Here is a 19,118-nt window from a genome sequence, read left to right on the forward strand (position 1 = left end):
CCGGGCCCCACCGCCTCACACCAGGTCGACAGCTCGGGCCTGCCGGGGCAGGCCGCTGTGGTGGCGGTGGTCCTGATCGGCCAGCGCGCCGGAGATCAGGATGTCGATCAGGGCGGCGAACCCGATACCGGCCTGCTGCCAGATCTGCGGGAACTGTGACGCGGCGGTGAAGCCGGGGAAGGTGTTGACCTCGTTCACGATGGGCTCGGGCGACCCCTCGGCGGGCAGGAAGAAGTCGACCCGCAGCAGCCCGCGGCAGTCGAGGGCCTGGAAGGCGCGGATCGCACGGTCCTGGAGCACCTCGGTGGTCGCCGCGTCGAGCGGGGCCGGAATCTGGAAGGTCGCCCCGCCGTCGTACTTCGCGTCGTAGTCGAAGAAACCCGCGCCGCTCACCCTGATCTCCAGCGGCGGGCCGGCCTGCACCCGCCCGTCCGGGTGCTGGAGGACGGCCACGTCGATCTCGCGTCCGCGCGCGCCCTGCTCGATGAGCACCTTCGGGTCGACCTGACGGGCCTGCTCCAGCGCGGCGGGAACCCCCGCCCAGTCGTCGACCTTGACCACACCCAGGCTCGAACCCGCCCGGGCCGGTTTCACGAAGACCGGCAGCTGCAGCCGGCGCTGGTCATCGGGCGACAGTTCCTCGCCGGGACGCACTGTCACCCCCGGGCTGACCCGCAGGCCCTCCGCCGCGAGGAGCCGCTTGGTGACGCCCTTGTCCATGCCGGCGGCGCTGGCGAACACACCGTTGCCGACGTAGGGCACGCCGAGCCATTCCAGCAGCGACGACACGGTGCCGTCCTCGCCGTACGGGCCGTGCAGGGCGGGGAACACCACGTCCTGGGCGCGCAGCACACGCAACGCCGCGGGAAGTGGCGTCGGTCGACCGCCGACGTGCCACCCGCCGTCGCGGTCGATGAGGACCTCGGTGACCTGGTACCGCTCACGGTCCAGGTGGGCGAGGATGCTCGCCGCCGAGCGGCAGGACACCTCGTGCTCGCCGCTCTGCCCGCCGTAGAGGACCGCCAGTCGCGTTGTCATGATTTCCGTGCCCTTCCGTCGAGGTGGTCGCGGGCCACCCGAGCCCCGATGCCGGTCAAGATCTCGTGTGGGTTGGTGTCGGCCCAACGGGCCCACTCGACGACGGTCGGAGGGTGGTGGTCACCCTCGGCGGGGCCGAACACCACCACCGGGTCGCCGATCGTCACGGGAAGATCGCCGGCGTCGACCACGCACTGGTCCATGGCGATGCGTCCGACGATCGGGCACCGCCGACCGCCGAGCCACACCGAGGCGCGCCCACCCGCGACCCGGGGCAGCCCGTCGGCGTAGCCGAGCGGCAGCAGCGCCAGCGTGGTCGGTGCGCTGGTCACGTGTTCGAACCCGTAGGAGACACCCGTACCGGCCGGCACCCGCTTGACGTTGACCACGCTCGTCCGCAGTGTCATCGCGGCGCGCAGCCCGTACTCGCCGGGACCACTCGCGCCGAACGGGTCCACGCCGTACAGGGCGATCCCGATCCGGCAGAGGTCGAAGCGGGTCTCTGGTGCGCAGAACGCGGCCGCCGAGTTGGCCAGGTGGACGAGATCGGGGTCCAGACCCGCCGACCGTGCGATCCGCAGCGCCTCCTCGAAGATCGCCACCTGTCGGGTGAGCGCGGGGGCGCCCGGCAGGTCGGCGTCGGCGAGGTGGGACCACACCCCGCGCACCCGGATACCGCCCTCCCGTTCGTACTTGCGGGCCCAACCGACCATCTCGGGCCAGTCGTCCCCGGCGGCCCCGTTGCGGGACAACCCGGTGTCCGCCTTGAGCTGCACCATCGCCGGCGCGCCGAGCAGACGGGCCGCGTCGGCGACGGCGTGCAGGTGCGTCGTCGTGGACACGCCGATGTCGACGCCACCCTTGATCAACATACCGAAGTCGTCGTCCGGGCGGTGCAGCCAGCTCAACGTGGGCGCTGTCACACCCGCCTCGCGCAGGCTCAGCGCCTCGGCCGTCGACGTCACCCCCAACCAGGCGGCGCCGGCCCGGAGCGCGGCCCGGGCCACCTGCACCGCGCCGTGGCCGAACCCGTTGGCCTTCACCACGGCCATCAGCCCGGTGCCGGTGACCGACGCGATCGTCCGCACGTTGGTGGAGATCGCCTCCAGGTCGACCAGGGCTTCGGCGAGCATGCTCATCGGGCCGCCTCCACCCGCCGCCGGCCGGGGAGCGCGAACAGCCAGCCCGCGCGGACCGCGAGCAGCGCGCGGTGCACGGCCAGGCTCAGGCCGATCACCAGCCCGGTCAGCAGAATCGGATAACCGAACACGATCAGGCCCTGAGCAGACCCACCCAACCCGGAAACCGGTACGAGCAACAGCCGGTGCAGCAGGGCCAGGACCGGCATGTGGACGACGTAGATCGGCAGGGTGATGCGGCCGAGCCTAGCCAGTGGATCGCTGAGCACCGACCAGGAGGTCAGCCGGGCGGCGGCGGTTATGCCGAAGATCACTGCCAGCACGGAGACCGCCGGCCACACACCGAACCACTGCTGCGCGCCGGTCACCGCCATCGCGGCGAGCGCCAGGAGGTAGGCCCCCGAGGTCAGCACCAGCCGGCGGCGGTTGGCAGTGGCCGCCCACCGTTCGATCTGCTGTCGCAGGGACAGGCCGGCGAGGAAGAAGACCAGGTTCTGGTAGAGACCCGCACGGTTGCCCGGGGTGTCGAGCAGGCCGGCGGCGGCGACGGCGGACAGCGCGGCGGCGGGGAGCAGGACCAGCGTCCGGGGCAGCCGTCGGGTCGCCTTGGCGATCGTGAAGTACACCGCCAGGGCGTACAGGTACCAGAGGTTGGACGGCGTGATGGTGAGCTGCTCCAGCAGACCGAGCGCCGAGGTGGCCCGGTCGGTCGGCAGTTGCGGCGCGGCGGCGAGCACCGCCGTGTGGATCAGCAGCCAGACGGCGTACAGGTAGAGGAACCCGGCGATCCGGCCGCGGGCGACCAGCCGCCAGGGCCGCTGGGCGGCGTTCGCCGCGAAGACGCCCGAGATGGTGAAGAACAGCGGCATCCGCAGCGGGAGGAACTGTTCACCGAGCGTTCCCCAGAAGCCCGGCACCGGTACGCCGATGTGCCAGTCGATCTGGAGGTAGTCCTTCACCACCACGTGCCACAGCACGACGAGGACGATGCAGACGCCCTTCGCGGCATCGGCCCACTGCGCCCGCGGTGATCCGGCGGCGGGCGCGGACACGGTGGCAGGGGTGGGTCCGGTCCGCTGGCGGTGGCGGAACCGGACACGCGTCGCGTCGGGCTCCCGCTCGGTGGGCCGGGACTCGGTGGTCTGTTGGATCACCCACCGAAAGCTGCCAGCCGGATATCCGCGCGTGATCCCCGAATTGTCATGATCCGGTAATGGACGTGGCCGCACCCGACTCGTCGGCGACGCGGAGCCGCCCCGGCGCGGGCCGGGCGGCACTAGGCTCGTTGCGGAGGTGCCGAACATGAAGCTCGGGCTGCACTACTGGAACTACTCGACCCCGGCCGACCCGGCCGCCATCGCACCGACACTGGCCCAGGCCGCCGCCAGCGCCGAGCAGGCCGGCGTCGCGTCGTTCACGGTGATGGACCACTTCTTCCAGATGGACGCGGTGTTCGCGGCCGACGAACCGATGCTGGAGGCGTACACCACGCTGGCCTACGTCGCGGCGAAGACCCAGCGGATGACGCTGGGCGTGCTGGTCACCGGTGTGATGTACCGGTACCCGGGATTGCTGGCCAAGACCGTGACGACCCTCGACGTGCTCTCCGGCGGCCGGGCCCGCCTCGGCATCGGCGCCTCCTGGTACGAGCGGGAGCAGCTCGGGCTGGGTGTGCCGGTGGTACCGGTGGCCGAACGGTTCGAGCGGTTGGAGGAGACGCTGCGCATCTGCCTGCAGATGTGGAGCGCCGACGACGGCCCGTTCAACGGCAAGCACTACCAGCTCGCCGAGACCATCAACTCGCCGCAGCCGTTGAGCCGCCCGCACCCGCCCATCATGATCGGTGGCGGGGGCGAGAAGAAGACCCTGCTGCTGGTGGCCCGGTACGCCGACGCCTGCAACCTGTTCGGGCGCGCGGGCATCGACGACGTCGCGCGCAAGCTGGATGTGCTGCGCGGGCACTGCGCCGCCGAGGGCCGCGACTACGACACCATCGAGAAGACGGTGGTCGCCGCCCAGGCGCCGCTGGACGACACCGACGCGTTCCTCGCCGAGGTGTCCGCGTACGCGGCGCTCGGCGTGAGCGAGGTGCAGGTGACGCCAGATCGGCACCCGGTCGAGTTCGCCCAGCGGCTCGGCGACGAGGTGCTGCCCCGGTTGGCCGACATCGGCTGACGGGGGCCGCGACTGGCGGTGTCGACACGAGACAGCCGCGGTGGATCCGGCGACAGCGTCAGGACACCGACGAGGGCCGTCCTCCCGGTGGAGCGGAGGACGGCCCTCGTCGGTCGGTCAGGTCAGGTCAGGCGACCGAGACAGGGAATCGTTCCCACACCCGGTGCGCGGCCATCAACTGCTGCACCGCGGTCAGTGCCTCGGTGCCCGAGCCCGCCGCGACGACACCCGGCGTGCCGGCGACGCCGGCCTGCTCCAGCACCGTGACGCCGGCGCCCCAGGCGCCGATCGCCTTCGCGTGCCGCCAGCACTCCTCGACCAGCAGCAGCACCCGTGGGTCGACAGTGGTCGGTTCCGGCCGGCCCGCCTTGGCGTCGCGGGCGGGCAGGGCGTCCGGCGCGGGTGCCGGCGCTCCGGCCAGCAGGACCGCGTCGAACTCGACCGACCGGCCGGTGGCGAAGGTGCGCTGCACCGGCAGGTCACCCACCATGCCGCCGTGCGGGGCGATCAGCAGCGGCACCATGCCGGCGTCGAACACGGCCCGGCGGACCTCGTCGACACCGTCCAGGTCACCGGCGGGGTCGACGACGATCCCGACGGTACGGCCGTCGCCGGGCCACTCCCGGCCGACCTGCGACAGCGCCGGGCTGGGCGCGACGTCGGCCAGCGGCACGCTCGGCTGCGGCGCGGGCAGACCCAGGCCGGTGGCGACCTGCTCACACAGCACCGGGTCGATGTTGGCCAGGCTCTGCAGCTGACGCTCCTTGATCGCCTGGTGGTAGCACTTGCCCAGCTCGAAGGTGTACGCCCGGATGATGTGCTCCTTCTCGACCGGCGACATGCTCAGCCAGAACAGGCGGACCTGGCTGTAGTGGTCGTCGAACGAGGCGGGGTTGGCGCGTACCTTCGGCGCTTCCGCCACCGTGACCGGCACGTCGACGAAGGCGTGCTCGGCGTCCCCGGCGGGGAACGGGTTGCCGCCGTCGAGCGAGTTCGGCCGGTACGGCGCGACGCCCGCGTGCACGGCGTGCTGGTGGAAGCCGTCGCGCAGCATGTCGTTCACTGCGGCGTGCGGGCGGTTGATGGGGATCTGCGCGAAGTTGGGCCCGCCCAGCCGGGTGAGCTGCGTGTCGAGGTACGAGAAGAGCCGGCCCTGCAGCAGCGGGTCGTTGGTGACGTCGATGCCCGGCGGCAGGTGGCCCAGGTGGAAGGCGACCTGCTCGGTCTCGGCGAAGAAGTTCGTCGGCGTCCGGTTGAGCACCAGCCGGCCGATCGGCTGCACCTCGGCCAGCTCCTCCGGCACGATCTTCGTCGGGTCCAGCAGGTCGATGCCGGCGAAGGTCTCCTCGGGAGTGTCCGGGAAGACCTGGATGCCCAGCTCCCACTCGGGGTACGCGCCGGCCTCGATGGCGTCGTACAGGTCGCGGCGGTGGAAGTCCGGATCCATGCCGCCGAGCAGCTGCGCCTCCTCCCAGGTCAGCGAGTGCACACCCAGCTTCGGCTTCCAGTGGAACTTCGCCAGCACCGTCTCACCGGCCTCGTTGACCAGCCGGAAGGTGTGCACACCGAAGCCCTCCATCGTCCGGTACGAACGCGGGATGCCCCGGTCGGACATGTTCCAGATGGTGTGGTGCTGCGCCTCGGTGTGCAGCGACACGAAGTCCCAGAAGGTGTCGTGGGCGCTCTGCGCCTGCGGGATCTCCCGGTCCGGGTGCGGCTTGCCGGCGTGGATGATGTCCGGGAACTTGATGGCGTCCTGGATGAAGAACACCGGCATGTTGTTGCCGACCAGGTCGAAGGTGCCCTCGTCGGTGTAGAACTTCGTCGCGAAGCCACGGGTGTCGCGGACGGTGTCGGCCGAGCCCCGCGAACCGAGGACCGTGGAGAAGCGGACGAAGACCTCGGTCTCCCGCCCCTTCTTCAGGAACCCGGCCCGGGTGACCGCCTCGGCGGTGCCGTACGCGGTGAACACGCCGTGCGCGCCGGCGCCCCGGGCGTGCACCACCCGCTCCGGGATGCGTTCGTGGTCGAAGTGCGTGATCTTCTCGCGGAGGTGGTGGTCCTGCAGGAGCACCGGGCCGCGCGGGCCGGCCTTGAGCGAGTGGTCGGTGTCGCGCAGCCGCGCACCGTTCGCGGTCGTGAGGTAGGCCCCCTGCTGACCGTTCGCGGTCGTCGGCGCGCCGGTTTCCGCTCCGGTCGGGGTGCGCGTCTGCGGTGCCCCCTGCTCCGGCTTCGGCGGCAGCGGTTCGTGCGGCGTCGTCGGCTCCTCGACGGGCGGTGGCGCGCTCCCCGGCGCACCGGGGACGTCCGGGGTGAGGGCGTCGGCGATCTTTCCTGAGGCGGTCTTCACGGCGTTCTTGACCGCCTCGGCGGGCTTGCTGGAATCCACTGAACGAACCCTCTCCATGGCGCGTGTACGGGCAGGCGCCTGCCCTGCTACCCCTGGTCAGAGGGTCGAAACACATCTGGGCGCGGCATCCTTCGCGGGGACTGGTGATTTCGCCGATGCCGGGACCGCCGGAGCGGCTGAAACTGACACACGTCGATATCCCTCGACTCTAGGGAGTGCCCGACGTGTCCTCACCAACCACCACCCGTCCCCGTTCCGTCGTAGCCCGGTTCGCACTGGCCGCCGTCCTGGCCGCCGGCGGCGTCGTGGCCGGCTCGGCCGGTGCCGCCCAGGCCGCGAGCCCGTACGAGCGGGGCCCGGCCCCGACCACCGCGATCCTGGAGGCCAGTCGCGGCCCGTTCGCCACGGCCTCGCAGAGCGTGTCCTCGCTGAGCGTCACCGGCTTCGGCGGCGGCGTCATCTACTACCCGACCAGCACCAGCGAGGGCACCTTCGGCGCCATCGCCATCTCGCCCGGCTACACCGCCAGCTGGTCGAGCATCAGCTGGCTCGGACCGCGCATCGCCTCGCACGGCTTCGTGGTGATCGGCATCGAGACCAACACCCGGCTGGACCAGCCGGACAGCCGGGGCCGGCAGCTGCTCGCCGCGCTGGACTACCTCACCGAACGCAGCTCGGTGCGGACCCGGATCGACAGCAGCCGACTCGCTGTGGCCGGCCACTCCATGGGTGGCGGGGGCAGCCTGGAGGCCGCCTCGTCGCGGCCCTCGTTGCAGGCCGCGGTGCCACTGGCGCCGTGGAACCTGGACAAGAGCTGGTCCGAGCTGCGGGTGCCGACCCTGATCATCGGTGGGGAGAGCGACAGCGTCGCGCCGGTGGCGACGCACTCGGTGCCCTTCTACAACAGCATCCCGGCCTCGGCGGAGAAGGCGTACCTGGAGCTGAACGGGGCGAGCCACTTCTTCCCGCAGACCACCAACACGCCGACCGCCCGGCAGATGGTGGCCTGGTTGAAGCGGTTCGTCGACGACGACACCCGCTACGAGCAGTTCCTCTGCCCCGGCCCGAGCGGTTCGGCCATCCAGGAGTACCGCAACACCTGTCCGAGCGCCTGACGGCGGTCACCGGGGCGGTCGCCGTTGGCGGCCGCCCCGTCCACCTGCGCGCGGGAGCATTGAAGGTCTTGACGCCATACCCGAGAAACGTACACTGCGAGTGTAAATAAACACCCGCCACGACAGAGGGATGGGTGATGGAGCGCGGCCTCGAACTGCACCACATCGGCGTCCGTTTCGGCGGCCTCACCGCCCTCGACGACGTGTCCCTGCGGGTGCCACCCAACCGGGTGGTGGGCGTGATCGGGCCCAACGGCGCCGGCAAGACCACGCTCTTCAACGTGATCTGTGGTTTCGTCGCGCCGGAGACGGGCTCGCTCACCCTCGACGGCCGGCCGCTGCGGCCCCGACCGCACCGGCTGACCCGGCTCGGCATCGCCCGGACCCTGCAGGGCACCGGGCTCTTCGCCGGGCTCAGCGTGGTGGAGAACGTGATGACCGGCGCGTCGCACACCGCCCGTGCCGGCTTCGTCCCGGCGCTGCTCGGGCTGCCGGCCAGCGACCGCGACGAGCGCCGGCTGCGCGGCGACGCCCTGGCCATCCTCGACGAGCTGGGCATCGCCGGGCACGCCGAGGCCGCGCCGGGCACCCTGCCCTTCGCGGTACGTCAGCGGGTGGCCCTGGCCCGCGCGCTCGCCGCCCGGCCCCGGCTGCTGCTGCTCGACGAGCCGGCCGGTGGCCTCGGCGCCGACGACATCGCCGAGCTGGCGGAGCTGGTGCGGCAACTGCCCCGGCGGGACACCGATCCCTGTGCGGTGCTCCTGGTCGAGCACCACATGGATCTGGTGATGGCCGTGTGCGACGAGATCGTGGTGCTCGACTTCGGCCGGGTCATCGCCGCCGGCACCCCGGACGAGGTCCGCGACGACCCCGCGGTCACCGACGCGTACCTCGGTGCCACCGTCGAGGAAGAGGTCTCCCCGTGAGCGCGAGGAGTGAGCCGGGTTTGCGAGCCCCGCAGTCGCGAACGAAAGGCGGCACGGTGTGAGCGCGAGGAGTGAGCCGGGTTTGCGAGCCCCGCAGTCGCGAACGAAAGGCGGCACGGTGACCGGGACCGACCTGCTCGTCGTGCGGGGGCTGGCCGCCGGTTACGGCGCCGCGCCCGTGCTGCGGGCCATCGACCTCACCGTCCCGGCCGGCACGATCGCCGCTGTGGTCGGCGCCAACGGCGCCGGCAAGACCACTCTGCTGCGCGCGCTGTCCGGCATGATCCGCCCGACCGCCGGCCAGGTGCTGCTGGCCGGGGAGGACCTTCGGGGTACGCCGGTGGAGCAGCTCGTCCGTCGCGGGATGGCGCACGTCCCGGAGGGCCGGGGCGTGATCAGCGAGCTGACCGTTGACGAGAACCTGCGGCTCGGCGGGTTGTGGCGGCGTGACCGGGCCGACGCGGGACGGGCTCTCGACGAGGTCTACCAGCTCTTCGAGCCACTGGCCCGACGCCGTCGGCACCTGGGTCACCAGCTCTCCGGGGGTGAGCGGCAGATGCTCGCGCTCGGTCGGGCCCTGGTCGGCCGACCCCGTCTGCTGCTGCTGGACGAGCCGTCCCTCGGCCTGGCGCCACGGGTGGTCGCGCGGACCATGGCCCTGCTCCGCCAACTGCGCGACAGCACCGGCCTGACCGTCCTGCTCGTCGAGCAGAACGTGCGCAGCGCGCTCGCCGTCGCCGACCAGGGCGTCGTGATGTCCCTCGGTCGGGTGGTGATCGCCGCCCCGGCGGCGCAACTGCGCGACGACGTCGACCTGCGCCATGCGTACCTCGGTTTCTGACCACCACCTCGTCCCCCGGAGGGAGGACTGTTGGACCGCTTCGTCTTCCTCACCGTCGACGGCCTGTCCCGGGGCGCGGTGTACGCCGCGTTCGCGTTGGCCCTGGTGCTCATCTGGCGGGCGGCGCGGGTCGTCAACTTCGCCCAGGGGGCGATGGCCGTCGCCGCCGCGTACGTCGCCTACTCCGTCAGCACCGCGACCGGCTCGTACTGGCTGGGCTTCGTGGTCGCGATCGTCGCCGGTCTGCTGCTCGGCGCGCTGGTGGACCGGGTGGTGATGCGGCACGTCGATCACGCCTCACCGCTGAATCCGGTGATCGTCGCGCTCGGGCTGGTGCTGCTGATCCAGGCCGTGCTGGGCATGGTGTACGGCAGCGAGTTCCGCCCCGCGCAGGCCCCGTTCAGCCGGTCCGCCCTCACCGTGGGCGGCGTCGCCGTGCTGTCCCCGTACGACCTGTTCGTCTTCGCCACGATCGGGGTGGTGGTCAGCGGCCTGGCGTGGCTGTTCGCGCGTACCCCGGTGGGGTTGCGGATGCGCGCGGCGGCGTTCGCCCCCGAGGTGTCCCGGCTGCTCGGGGTCAACGTGGGTGGGATGCTGACTCTCGGCTGGGCGCTCGCCTCCGGGGTGGGCGCGCTGGCCGCCATGCTGGTTCTTCCGACCGAGTTGGGCCTGCACCCGCACGCGATGGACCTGGTGTTCGTCTCGGCGTTCACCGCGGCGGTGGTCGGCGGGCTGGACAGTCCACCGGGGGCGGTGGTCGGCGGCCTGGTGGTGGGGTTGCTGCTCTCCTACGTGAGTGGCTACGCCGGCAGCGACCTGACGCCGCTCGCGGTGCTGGTCCTGCTGCTGGCGGTGCTGTTGGTCCGGCCCGGTGGGCTGTTCGCCCCGGTCGCGGCGAGGCGGGTGTGAGCGCCACCAGGGCGGCGGTGCCGCCGAAACAGCAGCTCGTCGGGGCGGGCCGACCGGCCGACCGTCGGCGCGGCTCGACCCTGCTGCGTCACCTGGCGGTCGTGCTCGCCGCCGGGTTGCTGCTGGTGGCGGTCAGCTACTCCGTGGAGCCGTTCCGCAACTTCCAGCTCGCCACGGTGGCCGCTTACTTCTGCGCGACCGCCGGGCTGACCGTCCTCACCGGGCTCAACGGTCAACTGTCGCTCGGGCACGGCGCGTTGATGGCCACCGGTGCGTACACAGTGGCGCTGTGCCAGACCGCGTTCGCCGACCGGGGGATGACCGGCGGCTGGCTGTTGCCGCTCTCGCTGGCGGCGGCGGTCGTCAGCACGGTGGCGGTCGGCGCGGTGGTCGGGGTGGCCGCGGCCCGGCTGCGCGGCCCCTACCTGGCCGGGGTCACTCTCGCCGTGGCCGTGGTGGTGCCGGCGCTGGCCGTCACCTTCGACGGCGTGTTCAACGGCGAGCAGGGGTTGTCGGTGCCGGTGGAGCCGCCGCCGTTGTCGCTCGGCGCGTACTTCCCGTACGAGCGGTGGCAGCTCTGGGTCACCGGCGCGGCCACCCTGCTGGCGTTGCTGCTGCTGGCGAACCTGATCCGCAGCCGGTACGGGCGGACCTTCCGGGCGGTCCGCGACGACGAGGTGGCGGCCCGCCTCGCCGGTATCCACGTGGCCCGCACCCAGGTCCTCGCGTTCGTGGTCAGCGCCGCCACCGCCGGGCTCGGCGGCGCGCTGCTGGCGGTGCTCGCGCAGAGCGTCTCACCCGGGGCGTTCTCGCTGACCCTGTCGCTGTTCCTGCTGATGGCGGTGGTGATCGGTGGCCTGGGTCGACTGAGCGGCGCGCTGTGGGGGGCGGTCCTGCTGGTCGCCCTGCCCGATCTCACCCACTCGCTGACCGAGCTGCTGACGCTCTCGCCCGCGGTGGCGCAGCGGCTGGAGGGCAACCTCCCGCTGGCGATCTTCGGACTCACCCTGATCGTCGTCATGATCGCCGCCCCGGGCGGTGTGCAAGGTCTGCTGTCGCGTCTCGGCCGGGCTCTGCTGGCCAGGCGGCCGACCCGGCGTTCCTGAGCTGTCCTCGGTCCGGCCTCGGCCGGGCGCCCCACCACCACACCGTTCCCCAGACAACCGGACCGAGAAAGGTCGGTGTTTCCCATGCACCGTAAAGCGCATCGCGGCCTCGCGATCGCCAGCACCCTTGCCCTGCTCATCGCCGTGGCCGGCTGCGGCGGTGACGACGGCCCCGGCTCAGGCGGGGCGCCGGTGCCGGGCGTCACCGACACCGAGATCACCGTCGGCACCCACATGCCGCTGACCGGGCCGGCCTCGGCCGGCTACTCGAAGATCGCCCCGGCGACGAAGGCGTACTTCGACTACGTCAACGCCAACGGTGGCGTGCACGGCCGCAAGATCACCTACAAGATCATGGACGACGGCTACAACCCGGCGAACACCCAGCAGGTGGTCCGTCAGCTCGTCCTGCAGGACAAGGTCTTCGCCGTCCTCAACGGTCTGGGTACGCCGACGCACACCGGGGTGCTCGACTTCCTCAAGAGCAACCGCGTGCCGGATCTCTTCGTCGCCTCGGGCAGCCGCAGCTGGGACCAGCCCGACAAGTATCCGGGCACGTTCGGGTTCAACCCGGACTACACGGTCGAGGGCAAGATCCTCGCCACCTACGCGAAGACGAACCTGGCTGGTCAGAAGGTCTGCTTCCTCGGGCAGGACGACGACTTCGGCCGGGACAGCCTGGTCGGCGTGGAGAAGGTGCTCGGTGCGTCGGCCGTGGCGGTCAAGCAGACGTACGTCACCAGCAACACCAACGTGGCGCCGCAGATCGGCGCGTTCAAGGCGGCCGGTTGCCAGGTCGTCGTGCTCGCCACGGTGCCCGGCTTCACCGCGCTCTCCATCGGCACCGCCGCACGGCTGGGCTTCAAGCCGCAGTGGCTGGTCTCCAACGTCGGCGCCGACCACCCGACCCTGGCCAAGCAGCTCGGCGCCGCCGCGCCGCTGCTGGAGGGCATGGTCGGCACCAACTACCTGCCGATGCAGAACGACACCGCGAACCCGTGGATCCAGCTCTTCACGAAGATCAACAAGGAGCACAACGGGGACGCGCCGTTCGACGGCAACACCGTCTACGGCATGTCGGTCGGGTACCTCTTCGTGCAGGTGCTGCTCGCCGCCGGCAAGGACCTCACCCGGGAGAAGGTGCTGGACGCCGTGCAGAAGGGTGGCTTCCAGGGCCCCGGGCTGGTGCCGCTGCGCTTCTCCGAGAAGGACCACTCCGGGTACGGCGGCCAGCGGTTGAGCCGGGTGAGCGGGGGAGTGCAGACCTACTTCGGGCCGGCGTACGAGACGGACGAGGCCGACGGGGCGGTCAACGAGTACACCGCCCCTGCGGCGGTGCCGCCGGCGAACGGGGTGCCGACCGGCTCCTGAGCCGGGGTGTCCGGACGTCCGACCGGGCTGGTTCGCGTGACCACGCCCGGTCGGACGGCTGCGCGCGTGTTGCTGACGCGGTCTGCCGGCGCGACCGTCCGAGGCGTTGACCGATGCCGATTGACGCTCCTACTATCTGCACCGTGAATGCATATTCGGATCGCCTCGCGGACCGGGTCGCCATCGTCACCGGCGCCGGTCGTGCCTCGTCGCCGAGGGCGCGCGGGTGGGTCGGTGCGACGGCGGCGTCTCGCTGACCGGCCGGGCCGGATGACGGCGTCGGTGGCGCGTCCGGGAACGCTGATCAGCCCCTGTCTAGACTCGGCGGTGCGTCGGGGGACGCCATGGCGGTGAGGGGGCGGGGGCGGATGGACGGGGTCGATGTGGTGGGCCGGGTCGACGGGCGCACCGCCCGCGCCGAACGCACCCGCGCGGCCATCGTCGAGGCGCACCTCGCGCTCATCTCCGAGGGTGACCTCCGCCCGACCGGCGAGCGCATCGCCGAGCGGGCCGGGATCTCGCTGCGCACCCTCTGGACCAACTTCAAGGACATGGAGACGCTCTTCGAGGCCAGCGGCGCGGAGGTGCTCCGTCAGCAGGACGCCGCACACCGGCCGATCTCACCCGGGCTGCCGCTGGCGAAGCGGGTCGACGCGTACTGCCGCCAGCGGGCTCGGCTGCTCCAGCTCATCGCGCCGTCGGCGCGGGCCGCCCAGATGCGTGAGCCCGTCTCCGAGCAGCTGCACCGCAACAAACTCAAGCACATCGAGCGGGTCCGCGACGAGGTCGAGGAGCTGTTCGCCGTCGAGCTGGCCGAGGCCGGGCCGGGGCGGGAACAGTTGGTGCACGCCCTGGTGGCGGCGAGCACCTGGCAGGCCTGGTCGATGCTGCGCTACGGGCTCGGTCTGGGCGTGGACCAGGCCCGCGCGGTGATGTCCCGGACCGTGGGCGCGCTGCTGGCCGAGGTCACGCCCGACTGATTCCGGCCCGGCCCGATATCGCCCCCTCTTTCCATTCGGTTTCCGATGGGTAACACTGGCAGGCATGGTTACTGCATCAAGAGTGCAACTAACCGTGCTGCGTGGCCGGGACGACGAGTGCCGGGCTGTCCGGAGCCTGCTCGACGGCATGACCAACGCCGGCGGTGCCCTGCTGTTACGCGGAGAGCCCGGATCGGGCCGGACCGCGCTGATCGGCTACGCCCACCGGCACGCCGAGGACCGCACCGTGCTCGTCGGCAGTGGGCTCGCCGAGGAGGCCACCCTGCCGTACGCCGGCCTGCAACGGTTGGTCGACCCGGTGCTGCACCATGCCGCCGACCTGCCCGACGAGCAGCGCCAACTGCTGCGGCGCGCGCTGGCCGGGGAGAGCTGCCCGGCCGACCGGCAACTGACGCTGTCGATGGCGGTGCTCGGGCTGCTCGCCGCCGCCGCCCACACGCGGCCGTTGCTCGCCACCATGGACGACGTCGACCGGGGCGACCCGCAGACCGCGCAGGTGCTCGCGTTCGTCGCCCGCCGACTGCGGCACCTGCCGCTGGCCGTCCTGCTCACCGCTGACGTCACCGCCAACCTCGACGGGATACCGGCGCACCGGCTGCGGGCGCTGACCGAGCACGAGAGCAGCGCCGTCCTCACCGACCGGCTTCGTCGGCTCGCCGAGCGCGCGGGCGTCGACCGGCTCCCCGAACGGCCGGCCGCGTCGGCGCTGGCCGCGTTGGCCACGACCGGCGGCGGCAACCCGCAGGCCCTGGTGGACCTCGCCGAGGGGCTCAGCGCGGGGCAGTGGCGGGGGGAGGAGCCGCTGCCCGCCGCGCCACCGGCGGACGGGGCGCTCGGTCGGGCGTACCGGGCCCGGCTGGACCGGCTGCCACCGGAGACCCGACGGGTGCTGCTGCTCGCCGCGCTCGACGAGGACGGCGCACCGGGCACCCTGATCCGGGCCGCCGCAGCCGCCGGCGCCGAGGTCGAGGCGCTCGCCCCGGCGGAGGTCGCCGGCCTGGTCCGCGTCGAGCAACGTGGTGTCACCTTTCCGCAGCCGCTGGTGCGCATGATGATCGCGGCCAGCGCACCGCTCGCGGAGCGCCGCGCGGCGCACCGACTGCTCGCCGAGGTGCTGGTCGCGCAGGGGCAGCGGCTGCGCCGGGCGATGCACCTCGCCGCCGCGACGGCGGGCGCCGATCCGGCCCTCGCCGCCGAGTTGGAACAGGCCGCGGTCGGCGGATCCGATGGCTGGGCCACCGCGTCGGTGGCCCTGCGGTGGGCCGCCGAGTTGAGCGATCAACCCCAGTTGACCGCCGCCCGGCTGTTGACCGCCGCCCGCTACGCCTGGGCCGGTGGGCAACCCGACGCGGCCCGGCTGCTGCTCGACCGCCTCCGCGCGGTCTGCCCCGATCCGGTCGTCCGCGCGCGTGCCGACCTGCTCCGCGGTGAGCTGGAGCTGCGCTGCGGCACCGCGTCGGGCGCGTCGGTCACGCTGCTGGCCGCCGCGGCGGCCGTGGACGGCACCGACCGTGCCCTGGCCCTGACCGGGCTGGTGCGGGCCGGTGAGGCGGTCTGCTTCTCCGGCGACCAGTACCGCTACGCCGAGGTCGGCCGCCGGGCGCTGGCGTTGCGGCGCCCGGACGACCCGCCGGCCCTGGAGGTGATGGGCTGTCTGGTCGCCGGGGTGGCGGCGACCCTGCGGGGCGACCACGAGCGGGCCGGACCCGCGCTGCGCCGCGCCGTGGTGCTGGGCGGCCGGCTGACCGGTTGGGCGCTGACCCCCACCGCGCTCAGCTGCGCCGCGGCGGCCGGGCTGCTGGTGGCGGTGGACGGCGCGGCCCACCGGCTCGCCGGGCGCGCTGTCGAGCTGGCCCGGGAACGGGGCGAGCTGTCGATGCTGTCGCGGGCGTTGGAGCTGCGGGCGGTCGCCGAATACTGGCTGGGTCGACACGAGGCGGCGGCGGAGACCTCCCGCGACGGGCTGCGCGTCGCCCGGGCCACCGGCCAGGTCAACTGCGCCAACGTCCATCTGGGCATGCTGGCCGTGCTGGCCGCGATCCGGGCCGACCGGGCCACCAGCCTGCGGCGGATTCGGGAGATCGGCGAGTCACCGACGCCGGGCAGCCGTCCGCACGCGCTCGCCGCGTGGGCCCTGGCGGTGCTCGACCTGGTCGACGGCCGGCACGCCGAGGCGGCGGACCGGCTGGCGTCGCTGGCCCGGCTCGGCACCGGTCGAGGTCAGGTCCTCGTGCAGGTGATGGCCACCCCGTACCTGGTGGAGGCGGCGGCGCACCTGGCGCACCGGCCGGCGGCGACGGCCGCGCTCGCCGCCTTCGACAGGTGGGCCAGCAGCACCGCGAGCCCGCTGCGCCGGGCCCTGTCCGCGCGGTGCCACGCGCTGCTCGCTCCGCGGAGTGGCGCCGAGGCGGAACGACACTTCGAGGCGGCGTTGCGGCTGCACCCGACAGAGGCCGGCACGTTCGAGCGGGCCCGCACCGAACTGCTCTTCGGTCAGGAGTTGCGCCGCAACCGACGCCCCCGCGACGCGCGGACGCACCTGCACCAGGCCCGCGAGATGTTCAGCCTGCTCGGCGTGGAGTGCTGGGCCGAGCAGGCCACCACGGAGCTGCGGGCGGCGGGGGAGTCGATCGGCCCGCCGGACCTGCCCGCGGCACGATTGCTGACCGGCCAGCAACTGCGGATCGCCGAGCTGGTCGCCGAGGGCGCCACCAACCGGGAGATCGCCGCCCGGATGTTCCTCTCCACCCGTACTGTCGATCACCACCTGCGCAACGTGTTCCACCGGCTGGGCATCCGGTCGCGTACCGAGCTGGCCCGCGCGTTCACCGCCGAACGGCACGTCGGTCTGGCCTCGGACCGGTGACCCTCCGGTCTGGACGCGTTAAACTATCACCGCTAGTTTGATCGTCATGGACCTCACCCTCTCCGCCGAGCAGGCGGCGGTCCGCCAGCTGGCCGCCGAGTTCGCCGACCGCGAGCTGCTGCCGCACGCGGCCGCCTGGGATCGCCGCGAATCGGTCGACCCCGCCATCGTCGGCATGCTCGGTGACCTGGGCTTCCTGGGGCTGACCATCGCCGAGACCGACGGCGGGTCCGGCGGCGACCACCTCGCGTACTGCCTGGTGCTGGAAGAGCTGGGCCGAGGCGACTCGGCGGTGCGCGGCATCGTCTCGGTCTCCCTCGGCCTGGTCGCGAAGTCGATCGCCGCCAACGGCAGCGCGGAACAGCGGGCCGAGTGGCTGCCGAAGCTCTGCGCCGGCACCGCGCTCGGCTGCTTCGCGCTGACCGAGCCGGACAGCGGCTCCGATGCGGCCGCACTGCGCACCCGTGCGGTCCGCGACGGCACCGACTGGCTGATCTCCGGCACGAAGACGTTCATCACCAACGGCACCACCGCCGACGTGGCGCTGGTCTTCGCCCGCACCGGCGGCCCCGGGCACCGGGGGATCAGCGCGTTCCTGGTGCCCACCGGCAGTCCGGGGCTGACCCGACGGGAGATTCACGGCAAGCTCGGCCTGCGCGGCCAGGCCACCGGCGAGCTGGGCTTCGACGAGGTGCGCGTGCCCGACACGGCGCTGCTCGGTGCCGAGGGCGGTGGATTCCGGCTGGCCCTGGCCACCCTCGCCAAGGGGCGGATGTCGGTGGCCGCCGGGTGTGTCGGCATCGCCCAGGGCTGCCTCGACGCGGCGGTCGGTTACGCCGGGCAGCGGACCCAGTTCGGCGGGCCGATCGCCGGGCACCAGCTCGTTCAGCAACTGCTCGCCGCCATCGCTGTGGACACCGCCGCGGCCCGGCTGCTGGTCTGGCAGGTGGCCGACCTGATCGACCGCGACCAGCCGTTCGCCACCGAGGCGTCGGTGGCCAAGCTCTTCGCCAGCGAGGCCGCCGTCCGCGCGGCCAACAACGCGGTCCAGGTGTTCGGTGGGTACGGCTACATCGACGAGTACCCGGTCGGCAAGTACCTGCGCGACGCCCGGGTCGCCACCCTCTACGAGGGCACCAGTCAGATCCAGCAACTCCTCATCGGACGCGCGCTCACCGGCGTCAACGCCTTCTAGTAGCTGTAGGGAGACCTGGCATGAGAGTGTTCACCTCGTTCGAGGAGTTGGCCGCCGCGACCGGTGAGAGCCTCGGACCCGGTCCGTGGCAGCGTGTCGAGCAGAGCCGTGTCGACCTGTTCGCCGACGCCACCGACGACCACCAGTGGATCCATGTCGACCCGGTCCGAGCCGCGGCCGGGCCGTTCGGCCAGCCGATCGCGCACGGGTATCTCACCCTGTCGCTGTTGCCGGCGCTGGCCGGTGGGCTCTACCGGGTCGAGGGGGTGGCGATGGGTGTCAACTACGGGCTGAACCGGGTGCGTTTCCCCGCGCCGCTGCGGGTCGGCGCCGCCGTACGCGCCACCGCCACCATCGCCGACGTGTCGCCGGTGAGCGGCGGCGTGCAGCTGGTCGTGACGGTCGTGGTGGAGAGCGACAGCGGCGGCAAGCCCGTCTGCGTGGCCGAGACCGTGAGCCGGCTCTACGCTGCCGCGCAGCGCTGACCCCAGCTCGTCTGCGGTCTGGTCGGTGTGCCGCGACCTCCGGTAGCGTTGCGAGAGAACTTCCGGAACTTGCGGTGCCCTGCGGCTGGTGAATCCACCCGGCCGATGTAACAGGGCACCGCCGTCGCCTTCCGATGGCACCCGGCCTGGGCAGCTACGTCCTGCTCCGGTACCCGGGCCGAATCAATTCTCGCAATCCTTCCGGAAATTCTTGCCTGTCGATCAGTGGCGCTGACATACTCCACATCCACCGAGGTCGATGACCAGCGGTGTGTGCCACTTCCCGGGCGCACTCCCGCGCGTGGTCGTGACCCGGCACCCCACCACCGCAGGGGCGGTGCGTGTCACCTGCGCTGCCCCGGGTTCACGGAAGGAAAAGACATGATCGAACGGTGCCAAGAGGACACCCGCCCACGCTTCGGCCCCCGAGCCCGTACGGCGGTCGTCCTCGCCGCCGCCGCTCTGCTCGCCGCAACCAGCGCCGCGTTCCTGCCGGGCACGGCGAGCGCCGGTACGACGCTGGGCGCGTCGGCCGCGGAGAAGGGGCGGTATTTCGGTACGGCGGTGGCGGCGAACAAGTTGTCTGATAGTGCGTACACGA

General features: G+C 72.4%; 15 protein-coding genes and 1 pseudogene. 12 read left to right on the forward strand and 4 right to left on the reverse strand.

Going from position 1 to position 19,118, the window contains the following annotated elements; all coding sequences use genetic code 11:
* Nucleotides 1-15 precede the first annotated feature (15 nt).
* The 3 genes from AB0C03_RS29480 to AB0C03_RS29490 are packed head-to-tail and all read right to left on the reverse strand — an operon-like array spanning nucleotide 16 to nucleotide 3,331.
* Complete coding sequence (locus AB0C03_RS29480) at nucleotides 16-1,038, reverse strand: D-alanine--D-alanine ligase family protein (RefSeq protein ID WP_357640356.1); 1,023 nt, start codon at nucleotides 1,036-1,038, stop codon at nucleotides 16-18.
* Complete coding sequence (gene alr / locus AB0C03_RS29485) at nucleotides 1,035-2,177, reverse strand: alanine racemase (protein ID WP_210864359.1); 1,143 nt, start codon at nucleotides 2,175-2,177, stop codon at nucleotides 1,035-1,037. Before alr ends, AB0C03_RS29480 begins: the two co-directional genes overlap by 4 nt.
* On the reverse strand, nucleotides 2,174-3,331 hold the full coding sequence (locus AB0C03_RS29490; RefSeq protein ID WP_357640360.1) for an acyltransferase family protein: 1,158 nt from the start codon (nucleotides 3,329-3,331) through the stop codon (nucleotides 2,174-2,176). The genes alr and AB0C03_RS29490 overlap by 4 nt, the downstream gene beginning before the upstream one ends.
* A gap of 148 nt (nucleotides 3,332-3,479) precedes the next feature.
* Between AB0C03_RS29490 and AB0C03_RS29495 the strand changes: the two genes are divergently transcribed.
* On the forward strand, nucleotides 3,480-4,352 hold the full coding sequence (locus AB0C03_RS29495; RefSeq protein ID WP_030337005.1) for an LLM class F420-dependent oxidoreductase: 873 nt from the start codon (nucleotides 3,480-3,482) through the stop codon (nucleotides 4,350-4,352).
* 127 nt (nucleotides 4,353-4,479) lie between these two features.
* Here AB0C03_RS29495 and AB0C03_RS29500 read toward each other — a convergent pair whose 3' ends face one another.
* On the reverse strand, nucleotides 4,480-6,741 hold the full coding sequence (locus AB0C03_RS29500) for a catalase (protein ID WP_030337003.1): 2,262 nt from the start codon (nucleotides 6,739-6,741) through the stop codon (nucleotides 4,480-4,482).
* Nucleotides 6,742-6,926: 185 nt separating this feature from the next.
* On the opposite strand from AB0C03_RS29500, the gene AB0C03_RS29505 reads away from it, so the two are divergent.
* The 11 genes and pseudogenes from AB0C03_RS29505 to AB0C03_RS29555 all read left to right on the forward strand — a co-directional run.
* Nucleotides 6,927-7,817, forward strand: coding sequence for an alpha/beta hydrolase family protein (locus tag AB0C03_RS29505; RefSeq protein WP_030337001.1), 891 nt, complete (start codon nucleotides 6,927-6,929; stop codon nucleotides 7,815-7,817).
* Between the two features lie 137 nt (nucleotides 7,818-7,954).
* On the forward strand, nucleotides 7,955-8,743 hold the full coding sequence (locus AB0C03_RS29510; protein ID WP_030337000.1) for an ABC transporter ATP-binding protein: 789 nt from the start codon (nucleotides 7,955-7,957) through the stop codon (nucleotides 8,741-8,743).
* 118 nt (nucleotides 8,744-8,861) lie between these two features.
* On the forward strand, nucleotides 8,862-9,584 hold the full coding sequence (locus AB0C03_RS29515; RefSeq protein ID WP_210858725.1) for an ABC transporter ATP-binding protein: 723 nt from the start codon (nucleotides 8,862-8,864) through the stop codon (nucleotides 9,582-9,584).
* Between the two features lie 30 nt (nucleotides 9,585-9,614).
* Nucleotides 9,615-10,493, forward strand: a complete 879-nt coding sequence (locus AB0C03_RS29520) for a branched-chain amino acid ABC transporter permease (RefSeq protein ID WP_210858724.1) — start codon at nucleotides 9,615-9,617, stop codon at nucleotides 10,491-10,493.
* Nucleotides 10,490-11,599 (forward strand): branched-chain amino acid ABC transporter permease, encoded by a 1,110-nt coding sequence (locus AB0C03_RS29525; protein ID WP_210858723.1) that lies wholly within the window; start codon nucleotides 10,490-10,492, stop codon nucleotides 11,597-11,599. The genes AB0C03_RS29520 and AB0C03_RS29525 overlap by 4 nt, the downstream gene beginning before the upstream one ends.
* An 84-nt stretch (nucleotides 11,600-11,683) precedes the next feature.
* Entirely contained in the window at nucleotides 11,684-12,970 is a 1,287-nt protein-coding gene (locus AB0C03_RS29530; protein WP_030336994.1) for an ABC transporter substrate-binding protein, read from the forward strand.
* A 368-nt stretch (nucleotides 12,971-13,338) separates the two neighbouring features.
* Nucleotides 13,339-13,950, forward strand: a complete 612-nt coding sequence (locus AB0C03_RS29535; RefSeq protein WP_030336992.1) for a TetR/AcrR family transcriptional regulator — start codon at nucleotides 13,339-13,341, stop codon at nucleotides 13,948-13,950.
* Between the two features lie 64 nt (nucleotides 13,951-14,014).
* On the forward strand, nucleotides 14,015-16,837 hold the full coding sequence (locus AB0C03_RS29540) for an AAA family ATPase (protein ID WP_357640370.1): 2,823 nt from the start codon (nucleotides 14,015-14,017) through the stop codon (nucleotides 16,835-16,837).
* 46 nt (nucleotides 16,838-16,883) lie between these two features.
* Nucleotides 16,884-18,032 (forward strand): acyl-CoA dehydrogenase family protein, encoded by a 1,149-nt coding sequence (locus AB0C03_RS29545; RefSeq protein WP_357640373.1) that lies wholly within the window; start codon nucleotides 16,884-16,886, stop codon nucleotides 18,030-18,032.
* A 20-nt stretch (nucleotides 18,033-18,052) separates the two neighbouring features.
* A complete protein-coding gene (locus tag AB0C03_RS29550) occupies nucleotides 18,053-18,517 on the forward strand; it encodes a MaoC family dehydratase (protein ID WP_030336986.1) in 465 nt (154 codons plus the stop codon).
* Nucleotides 18,518-18,898: 381 nt separating this feature from the next.
* Nucleotides 18,899-19,118 (forward strand): annotated as a pseudogene (locus AB0C03_RS29555) (endo-1,4-beta-xylanase); the annotation flags it as partial.

The organism is Micromonospora parva, from assembly GCF_040649675.1.
In the GTDB taxonomy this organism is placed as follows: Bacteria; Actinomycetota; Actinomycetes; order Mycobacteriales; family Micromonosporaceae; genus Micromonospora; species Micromonospora parva.